Source organism: Massilia sp. H6 (assembly GCF_024802625.1).
GTDB lineage: Bacteria > Pseudomonadota > Gammaproteobacteria > Burkholderiales > Burkholderiaceae_D > Telluria.
This window is the reverse complement of the sequence record NZ_CP103371.1, coordinates 2,962,727-2,975,798: the sequence shown is the minus strand read 5'-3', so window position 1 is coordinate 2,975,798 and position 13,072 is coordinate 2,962,727. Positions and strand designations below refer to the sequence as shown.

The 13,072-nt window shown below is 64.9% G+C and carries 13 protein-coding genes; 3 read left to right on the top strand and 10 right to left on the bottom strand.

Going from position 1 to position 13,072, the window contains the following annotated elements:
* Positions 1-61: 61 nt before the first annotated feature.
* The 4 genes from NRS07_RS13295 to ompR form a co-directional block, all read right to left on the bottom strand.
* The gene (locus tag NRS07_RS13295; RefSeq protein WP_259207645.1) at positions 62-1,042 is read right to left on the bottom strand and encodes a threo-3-hydroxy-L-aspartate ammonia-lyase; all 981 of its coding nucleotides are present in this window, start codon (positions 1,040-1,042) and stop codon (positions 62-64) included.
* Between the two features lie 81 nt (positions 1,043-1,123).
* On the bottom strand, positions 1,124-1,402 hold the full coding sequence (locus tag NRS07_RS13290) for a DUF1294 domain-containing protein (RefSeq protein ID WP_259207643.1): 279 nt from the start codon (positions 1,400-1,402) through the stop codon (positions 1,124-1,126).
* An 8-nt stretch (positions 1,403-1,410) separates the two neighbouring features.
* A complete protein-coding gene (locus NRS07_RS13285; RefSeq protein ID WP_259207641.1) occupies positions 1,411-2,784 on the bottom strand; it encodes an ATP-binding protein in 1,374 nt (457 codons plus the stop codon).
* Positions 2,785-2,797: 13 nt separating this feature from the next.
* The gene (gene ompR, locus NRS07_RS13280) at positions 2,798-3,499 is read right to left on the bottom strand and encodes a two-component system response regulator OmpR (RefSeq protein ID WP_259207638.1); all 702 of its coding nucleotides are present in this window, start codon (positions 3,497-3,499) and stop codon (positions 2,798-2,800) included.
* Between the two features lie 301 nt (positions 3,500-3,800).
* Here ompR and NRS07_RS13275 point away from each other — a divergent pair, with 301 nt between their 5' ends.
* Entirely contained in the window at positions 3,801-4,214 is a 414-nt protein-coding gene (locus tag NRS07_RS13275; RefSeq protein ID WP_259207636.1) for a hypothetical protein, read from the top strand.
* A gap of 180 nt (positions 4,215-4,394) precedes the next feature.
* Positions 4,395-6,296: a FapA family protein gene (locus NRS07_RS13270; RefSeq protein WP_259207633.1), complete on the top strand. Its 1,902-nt coding sequence runs from the start codon at positions 4,395-4,397 to the stop codon at positions 6,294-6,296.
* An 8-nt stretch (positions 6,297-6,304) separates the two neighbouring features.
* On the opposite strand, the gene NRS07_RS13265 is transcribed toward NRS07_RS13270, so the two are convergent.
* On the bottom strand, positions 6,305-6,655 hold the full coding sequence (locus NRS07_RS13265; protein ID WP_259207631.1) for a hypothetical protein: 351 nt from the start codon (positions 6,653-6,655) through the stop codon (positions 6,305-6,307).
* 109 nt (positions 6,656-6,764) lie between these two features.
* Between NRS07_RS13265 and NRS07_RS13260 the strand changes: the two genes are divergently transcribed.
* On the top strand, positions 6,765-7,226 hold the full coding sequence (locus NRS07_RS13260) for a chemotaxis protein CheW (protein ID WP_259207628.1): 462 nt from the start codon (positions 6,765-6,767) through the stop codon (positions 7,224-7,226).
* Here the strand turns inward: NRS07_RS13260 and NRS07_RS13255 are convergent.
* The 5 genes from NRS07_RS13255 to NRS07_RS13235 form a co-directional block, all read right to left on the bottom strand.
* The gene (locus tag NRS07_RS13255) at positions 7,223-9,220 is read right to left on the bottom strand and encodes an ATP-binding cassette domain-containing protein (RefSeq protein WP_259207626.1); all 1,998 of its coding nucleotides are present in this window, start codon (positions 9,218-9,220) and stop codon (positions 7,223-7,225) included. The two genes, NRS07_RS13260 and NRS07_RS13255, sit on opposite strands and share 4 nt — an antisense overlap.
* Positions 9,221-9,309: 89 nt before the next feature.
* A complete protein-coding gene (gene prmB, locus NRS07_RS13250) occupies positions 9,310-10,200 on the bottom strand; it encodes a 50S ribosomal protein L3 N(5)-glutamine methyltransferase (protein WP_259207625.1) in 891 nt (296 codons plus the stop codon).
* Positions 10,201-10,260: 60 nt separating this feature from the next.
* Positions 10,261-11,397, bottom strand: coding sequence for a succinyl-diaminopimelate desuccinylase (dapE, locus tag NRS07_RS13245; RefSeq protein WP_259207624.1), 1,137 nt, complete (start codon positions 11,395-11,397; stop codon positions 10,261-10,263).
* A complete protein-coding gene (locus tag NRS07_RS13240) occupies positions 11,394-11,747 on the bottom strand; it encodes an ArsC family reductase (protein ID WP_259207622.1) in 354 nt (117 codons plus the stop codon). The genes dapE and NRS07_RS13240 overlap by 4 nt, the downstream gene beginning before the upstream one ends.
* A gap of 159 nt (positions 11,748-11,906) precedes the next feature.
* Positions 11,907-13,052 (bottom strand): PilT/PilU family type 4a pilus ATPase, encoded by a 1,146-nt coding sequence (locus NRS07_RS13235; protein ID WP_259207620.1) that lies wholly within the window; start codon positions 13,050-13,052, stop codon positions 11,907-11,909.
* Positions 13,053-13,072 lie beyond the last annotated feature (20 nt).

Genomic DNA, 13,072 nt, shown 5'->3' with positions numbered 1-13,072 from the left:
GTCAGTATGACAATTCTCTGTTCGGTAGCACACGTGTGCGTGCAAAGTTGGGCTGAATCACTCAGCCATTAGCGCCCGTCACCAGTTCGGCAAAGCGCGACAAGTCGACGTTGCCGCCGCTGATCAGGATGCCGACGCGCTTGCCCTTGACGTCATAGGCGCCGTGCAGCGCCGCCGCCGCCGCCAGGCAGCCGGTTGGCTCGACCACCATCTTCATGCGCTCGGCAAAAAATGCCATGGTCGATGCCAGCTGGGCGTCGGTGACTGTGACGATGTCGTCGACGGCGCGTTGGATGACCTCGAAATTGTGCACGCCAATGTGGGTGACCATGGCGCCGTCGGCGATCGTCTTGGGCACCGCGATATGCACGATCTCGCCCTTGCGCAGCGATTGCTGGCCGTCGTTGCCAGCTTCCGGCTCGACGCCGATCACCTTGCACGCTGGCGACAGCGCGCGCGCCGCCAGCGCGCAGCCGGCCAAGAGGCCGCCGCCGCCCAGGCACACCAGCAGCACGTCGAGCTCACCGGTTTGCTCGAACAATTCCTTGGCCGCCGTGCCCTGGCCGGCGATCACGTCCGGGTGGTCGTAGGGCGGAATCAAGGTCATCCCGCGTTCTTCCGACAGGCGGCGGCCGATCGCTTCGCGGTCTTCGGTGTAGCGGTCGTAGGTCACGACTTCGCCACCATATTGCTTGGTCGCTTCGACCTTCAGCGCCGGCGCGTCGGTGGGCATGATGATGACCGACTTGATGCCGGCCAGCCTGGCCGACAAGGCGATGGCCTGGGCGTGGTTCCCCGACGAGAAGGTCAACACGCCCGCGGCGCGCTGGGCGTCGTCGAATTTGGCGATCGCGTTGTAAGCCCCGCGAAACTTGAACGCGCCCATGCGCTGGTAGTTCTCGCACTTGAAGAACAGCGTGCCGCCCGACAGCCGGTCGGCGGTGGTCGAGGTCAGCACCGGCGTGCGATGCGCGGCGCCGGCAAGGCGCTCGGCGGCCAGTTCGACGTCATGGTAGGTAAGGGCGGCGGCAGTAGCGGTCATGGGGGCTCGCGAAGGTCGAAAGCAGACAGTATAGCGAATGGACCCGGCATCAAGGCCTGCAAGGCCCGATCGCAATCGCGATCACGTCATCGACAGCAACCAGCCCGCTGCCGCGCAGTTGAGCGCGACCGTGACCCAGAACGCGTTCTGGAAGCTGCGCTTGCTCGACTTGTGTCGTAACACGCGCTGGGCCACGAGAGCGCCCGGCCAGCCGCCGGCGACGGCCAGCAAGTGCAGGGTGTTTTCGGGTGTGCGCCGCAGGCCTTTTCTTGCCGCCGACTTGTCGGCAGCGTAGACGATAAAGGCCAGTACGCTCAAGCCAAGGTAGATGCCCGCGACGAGTAGCGGCAACGTCCACATGGCCGTGCTTATCCGGCCAGTGGCAAGGCCACCTGCAGCAGCAGGCCGCCGCCTTCGCGGTTGCTGACCGTCAGCTCGGCATTGTGGCGGCTCAGGACGCGCTCGACGATGGCCAGTCCCAGCCCGGCGCCGTTGGCCTGTCCACGCGCACTGTCGAGGCGCGTGAAGGGCTTGAGCAGCTGCGCGATCTGGTCTTGCGGCACGCCCACGCCATGGTCGCAGATGTCGATCACGGCGCGGCGGCCATGGCCGGTGGCCTTTACCCGCAGCACGACGGCGATCTCGGTGTAGTCCTGGCCCGGGCTCTTGCCGTACTTGCGGGCGTTTTCGATGATGTTGTTGATCACGCGCCGCAGGTCGGTGGCGTTGCCCATCACGTGCACGTCCGGCATCAGGTCGAGCGTGATCTTCAGGTCGCGGATGCGGGCGGCTTCGCGGCCGACGTCGGACAGCAACTCGGACAGATTCACCGCCACGAAGGTGGCCGCGTCGGTCGGCTTGGCGAAGTCGAGGAACTGGCCAATGATCGCATCCATCTGGTTGATGTCCGACTGCATGCCTTCGCGCGCATCCTGCGGCAGGTCGACCATCTCGATTTCGAGCTGCATGCGTGCCAGTGGCGTGCGCAGGTCGTGCGAAATGCCGGCCAGGATCACGGCGCGGTCGTTCTCGACCTGTGCCAGGTCGTCCACCATCTGGTTGAAGCTGCGGTTGGCCTCGATGATCTCCTGCGAGCCTTTTTCTGGCAGCGGCGTGGGCCGCTCGCCCTTGGCGATGGCGCGCGCCGCTTGCGTCAGGCGCGCCAGCGGCAGGTTGACGAGATTCGATACGAGCGCGGCGCCGACCAGCGACAGCAGCCCGACCAGGATGGCCCAGCCCAGCCACTGCACACCGGACAGGCCGGTCAGGCGCTCGCGCTCGAGCATCAGCCAGTATTCGTCTTCGTCGATGTTGAAGCTGATGTAAAAACCAGGCACCCCGTTCACGGAGCTCGACAGGCGCGTCTGCTTGCCGAGGCGCTCGCGCACCGCGGCGGCGATATCGGCCATCAGGGGCGTGTTCGGCGGCGGCTCGACGATGTCGTAGTCGTTGAGCGTGAGGATGCGGATGCCTTCGTTGGACACCAGTTCGAGCAGCAGTTCGCGGCGCAGGTCCGGCGCCGAGTGGGTCAGGGCGGCGCGGGTGATGGTCACGGCCGACCCTACCAGTTCGGAAGTCTGCTGCACCTTCTGGCCGTGCTGGAACACACTGATCATGCCGACCCAGGATCCCATCGAGGCCGCTGTGAGCAAGGACATGAGCAGGAAAGTGCGCCAGAACAGGCCACTGCGATACCAGGCAAAGCGCGCCGCGCGGCGCGCGGCCGACAATGGTGCGAACACTAGGTACTCGCCCTCAACGCGGCTGTCCCTCGGGGATGAACACGTAGCCCAGGCCCCAGACAGTCTGGATGTACAGCGGGCTCGAAGGATCGGGCTCGATCAGCTTGCGCAGGCGCGAAATCTGGACATCGAGCGAGCGGTCGAAGACTTCGTATTCGCGGCCGCGTGCCAGCTCCATCAGCTTCTCGCGCGACAGCGGCTGGCGTGCATGGCGGGCGAACACCTTCAGCACCGAGAATTCGCCCGTGGTCAACGGCACGGTGTCGCCGTTCTTCTTGAGGGTGCGGGTGCCCAGGTCGAGCACGAAGTTGCCGAATTCGAAGGTCTGCGGGGTTTCGCTCGGCGCTCCGGGAATCTCGTCCGGGCCCTTGCGGCGCAGGACAGCGCCGATGCGCGCCACCAGCTCGCGCGGGTTGAAGGGCTTGGGCAGGTAGTCGTCGGCGCCCATCTCGAGGCCAACGATGCGGTCGACGTCTTCTCCCTTGGCGGTCAGCATGATGATCGGGGTCTGGTCACCGGCGCCGCGCAGGCGGCGGCAGATCGACAGGCCGTCTTCGCCCGGCAGCATCAGGTCGAGCACCAGCAGGTCGTAGCGTTCGCGCAGCCACAGCTTGTTCATGGCGGGCGCGCTTTCGGCAGTCACCACCTGGAAGCCCTGCTCGGTGAGATAGCGGCGCAGCAGGTCGCGCAGGCGCACATCGTCGTCTACGACCATGATTTTCGCGGAATGACCGCCCTGGGCGCCAGGGGTTGCGGGAGTGGTAGTGGTGTTCGGCGAAGAATTCATATGGATTCCAGAATTGTCAGAAGCATGTTGCTATGGTAACGTCTTATCGCTCGGGCATCTCGTCCATATGGCTCAGCCATTACATTGTGTTACAAACTTTACCCAATCGAGCTTACACCTCAGGCGCTATGCACATAAACTGATTGCAAGTGAGGATCGCAGCTGCTTGGTGGCTGCAAGTGGAAATCACAGCTTATCTGTTTATATGGCATCGCGGAAGAGGAACACTATGAACGACGCGCTTATGAAAAACCAGGCAGTAGCTGGTGCACGGTTGACCCCGGGCCTGGCCCGTATTGTGCGTCATGGTGTCGTGGCTTGCGTCCTGGCCTGCACCGCTGCCGGCGCTATGGCGCAGGAACGCGAGCGTGGTGCGCGCCGCGACTATATCCAGCAGCAGCTACAGCAACAACAAGTGCGCGAGCGTTTCGACAACCGCGGACCCGATCCGCGCTTCGATCCACGCGCCGAGCAGCGCGCCGAGGAATTGCGCGAAGAGCGCCGCCAGATCCAGGAAGAGGCCAGCCGTGGCCGCGACGAAAGCCGGCGCGGCGGCCGCATGACGCCCGACGAGCGGCGCGACCTGCGCCGCCAGATCAACGAGGTAGGGGCGGACCTGTATCCGAACGCACGCCGCCGCTGAGCGCGGCCAGGGCCGTTCGGCCATGCACCCAGCAAACGGCGCCCTTGGGCGCCGTTTGCTTTGGCCAGCCGCTGCACGCTAGCAGGCTCGTTGATTTATGGAAATGTTGTTGCCAAACGTTTATTTATTTGTCGCAGCATGCTATCGTGGCGTCCACCTATCCGACCGTAGAGCGTGACCGTGTCCGACTCAGCAGTAGCCAGCCTAGATTCCAGCCCCGACGCCAGCATGGCGGCGCGCATCAGCGCGCTTGCCGCCTCGGGCGAATGCATTGCGAAACTTGCCGATGGGGTCTACGCCGACTTGTCGGCGTCGCGCCCGGCGCTGCAAGAAGCGGTTGAAGCTGTCTTGCTCAAGAATCAGTATTTCGTCGGCCTCGATTACGCCGTCCTGGTCAAGGCCGTGTTCGGTCATGGACCTGCGTTGGCCGAGGCCGCGCCGGGCGAGACCCTGGTGCGGCTGGCCGACGACATCGTGCCATTCAGCCCGCAGCGACGTACGCTCTACCGCGCCGCCAGGATCGCCGACGGCCAGGCCGAATACTATTTCGAGCCGGTGTTCCTGAAAGACGCCGACGGCGTCGAACAGGCGGCCCGGCTCGACCCCGACGAATTCGTTGCCGACATGTGGACCAAGGGGATTCGCTTTGGCATCGATGTCGGCGCGGTACGCGAGGCCATCAGGGGCGCCGCCGCCGGCCGCTTCATCGTGGCGCGCCGCCTGGCGCCCCTGGCCGGCGAAGACGCGCGCGTGGTCGAGGTCTCCGACGAGCTGCACCGCAGCGACGCGCCGCGCCAGCTCGCCAACGGCAAGCTCGACCTGATGAGCTTCCAGAATCGCTTTCCGCAGGTCCAGCGCGGCGATCGGCTGCTGCAAAAACTCCCACGCGTGCTCGGCGAAGCCGGTTTCGAGATGTCCGGGGTGACCTTGCCCCCCGATATGCCGGCCGACCTCGACCTGGGCGGCTGGAGCGGCGCGGGCACCGTGGTGGACCGGATTGCCGAGGGCGAGTTCGTGGTCGCCCTGCAAGATGGCTTCCTGAACGTGGAGCCGGGCAGCACCCGGCTCGCAGTCGGCGACAAGATCATCAGCCACGATGGCGTCAGCGCCAAGACCACTGGCAACCTGCAGCTGACCGGCGACTACGAGGAATTCGGCGAAGTCCAGGAAAACCGCCTGATCGAGGGCGAGGGCGTCACGGTGCATGCCGACGTGTTCGGGCACATTACCTCGCGCGGTGGCGTGGTGCGCCTGAACCGCAACCTGATGGGTGGCAGTGCCCGCAATGCCGACGGCCCGATCCAGGTGATGGGCGTGGCCTCCGGCGCCACCATCCATAGCGTCAACGGCGAAGTGAGCGTGCAGCGCGCCGAGAACTGCACCCTGTCGGGGGTCAAGGTCACGGTCGGGGAGGCGGTCAACTGCGAGATCGTCGCCGACGAAGTGGTGGTGGGCCAGGCCGAAGGCTGTGCCATCGCCGCCAGACGGGTGGTGATCGAACAGGCCGCGCCACGCGGCAACAGCGAACTTCGGGTGTTCGTGCTGCGGCCCGACTGCAGCCGCATCGACGCGGCCATCGACATGATCAGCACGCGCATTGCGCAATTCGGCGAACTGGCGGCCCAGCGGCGCGCGGCGCTGCAGGCCTTATCTGCCCAGCCGGACGTGGCCAGCTACGTCAAGCTGGCCGGACGCGTGCGCAAGGGCGAATTGGTGCTCAGCCCCGAGCAGCAGCCGATGTTCAAGAAGCTGGCGGCGGGCGCTGCCCCGGTGCTCAAGCAGATGTCGGGCTTGTCGCAGGAGCTCAAGGATATCGAAACCGAGCAGCAGTCCGGCGCCGCCTTCCAGGCGCGCCTGGAAACGCAGCGCGCCCAGCACAGCGCCGCCGCCAGCGTGGAGATCGGCGCGGTCGCCGGCGAGATCACCGTGCGCGTCCTGAACATCGAGCCGGAAGCGGAAAGCATGCACACCATGCCGGCGCGCGAATTCAAGACCCGCCTGCGCGACGCCAGCGGCGCTGAATTGCTGTTCAATGGCGCCAGCGGCGCCTTCAGCTGGAGCACCGCCGCTGCCGACGCTTGATGCGTTCCTCAACGGTCCAGCAGTAAGTCTTTCTCCAGCAAGCCGGCATGCCAGTGTGCATAGGGCGTATTGGCCACCATCCGTCGGTTGAGATCCGGCGCCCCATCGGTCCACCATGCAGGCCCGCGTTCTCCCAGCGCGCGCTTGGCCTGGTCGACGGCGCCACGCGCGCTGCGTTCGGCATCAACGTCGCCCGCCTTGCGCGCGGCGCCGACCTGCCGGCGTGCCTGCATCAACTGGTCGACCAGGCGCTGGCGCTCGTCCGGGGGGAGTGCAGGGTTACTGGTGCGCCACAAGCGCCCCGCGACGACGAAATAGCGGCCGTCCGGGGTCGTCGGGTAGGGTTTGGTCGTAGGCATGCATCGACTATACCGAAGCGCGCACCGATCCGCCGCCACAGTTGACTACAGTCAACATTCCTTGCGGCCGCCGCCCTTAGCATTGGCAATGCCGATGAAAGGAACCACTATGTCGAACCAAGCGCTTGCCGTACCCCAGCAATTTCTCGGTTTCACCCTGGGTGGGCTCGAATACGGGCTCGACTACGCAGCGGTCCAGGAGCTCAAGGTGTTCAAGTCGCTCGAACGCTTTTCGAGCGACGGCGAGATCATCGGCGGCGTGGCCTTGTCACGCGGCGTCATCATGCCAGTGGTCGACCTGCGCGCGGCCTTTTCGGCGATGACGTCGGCGCCGGACCCCGGCACCGACGTCATCGTGGTACGGGTGTCGGCCGGGGTGGTTGGCGTGGTGGTGGAGCGCGTAACCGGCGTGGTGCGGCTGTATCCGGAACAGGTGATGCCGCTGCCGGGCGCCCAGGCCGATGCCGACTACCTGCTCGGCGTCGGCAAGCTCAGGGGCCGGCGCCTGATCCTGATCGACATCGACCGCCTGATGTCGCTGGCCCCAGCCAGGCCGCGCCAGGTGGCCTAGGCGGCCAGTGCTTCGAGCTGTTCCTGCAGCGTCATCCATTCTGACTCGAGCTGGGCCAGGTCGCGCACCGCAAAGGCCTGGTCGGCCACCAGGGTTTTCAGGCGTTCCTTGTGCTCGGCGCCGTAGATGGCCGGGTCGAGCAGCTCGGCGTCGATGCCGGCTTTTTTGGTGTTGAGTTTGGCCATCTGCTCTTCGAGGCGCTTGACCCGGGTCTCGATCGGTTTGCGCAGCGCGGCGATGCGCTGGCGCTCGCCGGCCTCCATCCGTTTCTGGTCCTTGCGTTCGCCCGGTGGCAGGGCTGGTGCCGCCTGCACCACAGGGGCAGGGGCCTTGGCCTCGGTTGCCGCGGCCAGGGTCGGCAAGGTGACGCTGCCCTTGCCAAGCTTGGTCTTGAACAGCCAGTCCTTGTAGTCATCGAGGTCGCCATCGAAAGGCTGCAGCTTGCCGTCGGCGACGATGATGAATTCTTCGGTGGTGGCGCGCAGCAGGTGGCGATCGTGCGACACCAGCACCACGGTGCCTTCGAACTGCGCCAGCGCCAGCGTCAGGGCTTCGCGCGTTTCCAGGTCGAGGTGGTTGGTCGGTTCATCGAGCAGCAGCAGATTGGGGCGCTGCCATACGATCAGGGCCAGTGCCAGGCGCGCCTTTTCGCCCCCCGAGAAGGGCTTGATCGAACTGGTCACCATGTCGCCCGGGAAGTTAAAGCTGCCCAAAAAGTTACGCAGCTCCTGCTCGCGCACGGTCGGCGCGATCTTGGCCAGGTGCCACAGGGGAGACTCGTCGTGGCGCAGCATTTCCACCTGGTGCTGAGCGAAATAGCCGATCGAGAGGCCCTTGCCCAGGGTGGCGATGCCGTCCACCGGCGCGAGTTCACCGGCAATGGTCTTGATCAGCGTCGACTTGCCGGCGCCATTCACGCCCAGCAGGCCGATGCGCTGGCCGATCTGCAGCGAAAAATTGATGTGCTTGACGATGGTCTTGGCGCCGACCTGGTCGCCATGCTCGTCCAGCAGCGGATAGCCGGCGTTGACGTTGTCCAGCACCAGCAAGGGGTTCGGCGCGGCCAGCGGCTCGCGGAACTCGAACGAGAATTCGGCAGCCGCGCGCAGCGGCGCCAGCTCTTCCATCTTGGCCAGCGCCTTCATGCGGCTCTGGGCCTGGCGCGCCTTGGTGGCCTGCGCCTTGAAGCGGTTGATGAACGACTCCAGGTGAGCACGGGTACGCTGCTGCTTTTCCATCGCACTGGCAGCGAGCACCAGCGCCGCCGCGCGCTGGCGCTCGAACGACGAATAATTTCCCGAATAGCGCTTGAGCTTGCGTTCGTCGATATGCACGATCACGTTGCAGATCTCGTCGAGAAAGTCGCGATCGTGCGAAATGATGACCAGCGTGCCGGGGTAGCGCTTGAGCCAGTCTTCCAGCCAGATGATGGCGTCCAGGTCGAGGTGGTTGGTCGGCTCGTCGAGCAGCAGCAGGTCGGAAGGGCACATCAATGCCTGCGCCAGGTTCAGGCGCATGCGCCAGCCGCCCGAGAAGCTTGCCACCGGCTGCTGCATCTGGTCGAGCGAGAAGCCCAGGCCGAGCAGGAGCTGCTCGCCGCGCGACTGCACCGTATAGGCGTCGGCATCGAGCAGCGCGCCATGCACCTCGCCCAGCGCCATGCCGTGGGCGTCCATGTCGTCATGCGCCTCCAGGCGCTCGAGTTCAGCCTGCAGGCGGCGCAGGGTGACGTCGCCGTCGATGGCGTATTCAAGGGCAGGGCGGTCCAGGGCCGGGGTCTCCTGCGCCACATAGGCCATGCGCCACTTGGTCGGGAAGTCGATCGAGCCCTGGTCGGAATGCAGTTCGCCGCGCAGCATGGCGAACAGGCTCGATTTACCGGCGCCGTTGGCGCCGATCAGGCCGATCTTGTCGCCCGGGTTGAGGGAAAGGTCGGCGTTCACGAGCAGCGGCTTGGTGCCGCGCATCAGGCTGACGTTCTGGAATCGGATCATGGGAAACTAACTAAATTAAGGTGTCCGCAGGGCGGGTAGGCCGCCCTACGGACAACGATCGATCGCCAGGCGGCGACCGAGTGAATGAATTACTTCGCTTGCAGCTGCTCGGCCGTCAGCAGGAACACGGCGTCGTCGCCGGCACTGGTGGTGAGCCAGGTCAGGCCGAGGTGGCCGAAAGCGGCTTCGGCGTATTCGGCTTCGTTGCCGATTTCGACCACCAGCACGCCATCCGGGCTCAGGCGCTCGGCGGCACCGGCCACGATCTTGCGGACCAGGTCCATGCCGTCGTCGCCGCCGGCCAAGGCGATCTGGGGCTCGCACTGATACTCTGGCGGCAGCTTGCCCATCGACGCACTGTTGACGTACGGCGGGTTGCTCACGATCAGGTCGTACTTCTTGAACGGCACGTTGGTGTACAGGTCCGATTCGATCGGATTGACGCGGCCTTCGAGCTTGTACTCGCGGATGTTGTGCTCGGCCACGGCCAGCGCATCCTTCGAAATGTCGACCGCGTCGACCACCGCGTTCGGGAAGGCATCGGCCATCATGATCGCCAGGCAGCCGCTGCCGGTGCACAGTTCCAGCACGTTTTCAATCGCCTCCGGGTCCTGGACCCATGGGCTGAAGGTATGCGGGATCAGTTCGGCGATGAAGGAGCGCGGCACCAGCACACGCTCGTCCACGTAGAAGCGGTAGGTGCCGAGCCAGGCTTCCTTGGTAATATAGGCAGCCGGCACGCGCTCGCTGACACGGCGCTCGATCACCTGCAGCACCTGCAGCACTTCTTCCTGGAGCAGCCTGGCATCGAGGAAGGGATCGAGCCGGTCCAGTGGCAGCTTCAGCGTATGCAGCACCAGGTAGGCGGCCTCGTCGAACGCTTCCGCGCTGCCATGGCCAAAGAACAGACGGGCAGAGTTAAAGCGCGTGATGGCGTAGCGCAGCAGGTCGCGCGGCGTGCTGAAGTTGGTGGTGGTCATGGCCTTCTCCTGTTGTCCTGGATGTTCTTGGTCTTGCTTGTTTATCACTACTGCGGTCAACTATTCAACGAGCAATTGCTCTAGCGTGCGACGGTAGATGTTCTTGAGGGGGTCGATGTGGCGCAGCTCGATGTGTTCGTCGATTTTGTGGATGCTGGCGTTCGGAGGCCCGAATTCTATCACTTGCGGGCAGATGCGGGCGATGAAGCGCCCATCCGAAGTGCCGCCGGTGGTCGACAGTTCCGCCTGCACGCCGAGCTCGTCCTGGATCGCCACGCACAGGGCGTCCGACAGCGTGCCCCTGGGCGTCAGGAATGGCTGGCCCGACAGCGTCCATTGCAGCGCGTAATCCAGGCCGTGGCGGTCCAGGATCGCATGCACGCGCGCTTCCAGGCCGTCGGCGGTGCTGGCGGTGGAAAAGCGAAAGTTGAAGTCCAGGCTGAGCGCGCCCGGGATCACGTTATTGGCGCCGGTGCCGGCCTGGATGTTCGACACTTGCCAGCTGGTTGGCGCGTAGTATTCATTGCCTTCGTCCCAGACTTCGGCCACCAGGTCGGCCAGCGCCGGCGCGGCCTGGTGGATCGGGTTGCGCGCCAGTTGCGGGTAGGCGATATGGCCCTGGATGCCCTTGATCACCAGGTGGCCCGAGAGCGAGCCGCGGCGGCCGTTCTTGATGGTGTCGCCCAGCACATGGTTCGAGGTCGGCTCGCCCACCAGGCAATAATCGATCGTCTCGCCGCGCTCTTCCAGGCGTTCGCAGACAAGCACCGTGCCGTCAAGCGCCGGGCCTTCTTCGTCGCTGGTGATCAAGAAAGCGATCGATCCCTTGTGGCCAGGGTGCGCTGCGATGAATTCTTCGCAGGCGACTACCATGGCCGCGATCGAGGTCTTCATGTCCGAGGCGCCGCGGCCATACAGCTTGCCGTCGCGCCGGGTCGGCACGAAGGGCTGCGACTCCCACAGGTGCAGCGGGCCGGTCGGCACCACGTCCGTGTGGCCGGCAAACACAAATACCGGGCTGGTCGTGCCCCGGCGTGCCCACAGGTTGGTCACGCCATTGGCTTCGATGGTCTCGCAATGAAAACCCAGCGGCGCGAGCAGGGCGGCCAGGGTTTGCTGGCAACCCCTGTCGTGCGGGGTGACCGAATCCAGCGCGATCAGTTCTTCGGTCAGCAGCAGGGTGCGCGACGGAATCATCGTGCGAACTTCGCTGCATAGTGGTCCGGCGAGAAGCCGACCGAAACCGCGCCCGCGCCTTGCAGCACCGGGCGCTTGATCACGGACGGATTTTCCAGCATCAGCTCCAGCGCACTGGACTTGTCGACGACCTCGGCCTTGCGTTCGTCGCCCAGCTTGCGCCAGGTCGTGCCCTTGCGGTTGACCAGGGTTTCCCAGTCGATTTGCTCGAGCCAGGCGGCAAGCAGTTCGCGCGGCACGCCCTGCTTCTTGAAGTCATGGAAAGTAACATCGTGGCCGTGCTCCGCCAGCCAGGTGCGGGCTTTCTTGACGGTGTCGCAGTTGGGAATGCCGAACAGGGTGATGGTCATGGGCGTGGTTCGTCGTGCCCGCGCGGGTGCGGGTTTGGGGGTATTTTGGGAAGGCGCAAGGGTAGCACAGCTAACGGGGCATGCGCAGGTGCTCACTTTGACACGATGGTCCAGTTCGAGTTATTGCACAGGGCGCGGTCCGGCAGCGGCCGTCCACGTTCAGTTGTTGAGCGTAAATTCCGTGAACGACGCCGCCGACGGGTCGCTACCCGGCTGTTGCGGTTGCTCCGTCTGCGTCTGGCTTTCCGGTCCATTGTTGAGCAGCCAGAGCAGGTTGGTGGCCGAATCGGCGTTGGCCAGCGCTTCTTCCTGGGTCACCAGGCCATCCTTGACCAGCTTGAACAGCGCGGTCTCGAACGATTGCGAACCCGGCGACAGGCTCCGGTCCATCGCATCCTTGATCTGGCCAATCTCGCCTTGTTCGATCAGGTCGGCAATGTAGCGGGTATTGAGCATGACTTCCACCGCCGCCTGGCGCTGGCCGCCGGCGCTGGACTTGACCAGGCGCTGCGAGACGATCGCCTTCACGCTCGACGACAAATCCTGCAGCAGCGCCGCGCGGTTCTCGATCGGATAGAAACTGATGATGCGGTTCAGCGCGTTGTAGCTGTTATTGGCGTGCAGGGTCGCCAGTACCAAGTGGCCCGATTGCGCGTAAGCCAGCGCCGCCGCCATGGTTTCCTTGTCGCGGATCTCGCCGATCAGGATGCAGTCCGGCGCCTGGCGCATGGAGTTGCGCAGGGCGGTGCCGAAGCTGGCGGCGTCGCTGCCGATCTCGCGCTGGTTGACGATCGATTTCTTGTTCTTGAACAGGTATTCGATCGGGTCTTCCAGCGTCAGGATATGCCCGGGGCGCTGTTCGTTGCGGTGATCCAGCATCGAGGCGATGGTGGTCGATTTGCCCGAGCCGGTAGCGCCCACGATCAGCAGCAGGCCGCGCTTTTCCATGATCAGTTCGGACAGGGTAGGGGGCAGGCCCAGTTCGCCGATCGGCGGGATCGTCGCCGGCACGTAGCGGAACACCGCCGAAATCGAGCCGCGCTGGCGAAACGCGGACAGGCGGAAGCGCCCGAGATTGGGCACCGAGACACCCAGGTTGAGCTCGTTCTCGCGGTCGAGCTCGGTCATCTGTTCGGGGGAGGCGATTTCCGACAGCAGCGCGATGATGTTGTCGGGTTCGAGACGATGCTGGTTGATCGGGATGAGGTTCCCGTTGATCTTGATATGTACCGGCGAGTTCACGGCGAAGAACATGTCGGACGCGTTCTTCTCCTTCATTAACTGGAACAGGCGGTCCATGGGCATCGTCGTCTCCTTGATGTGGT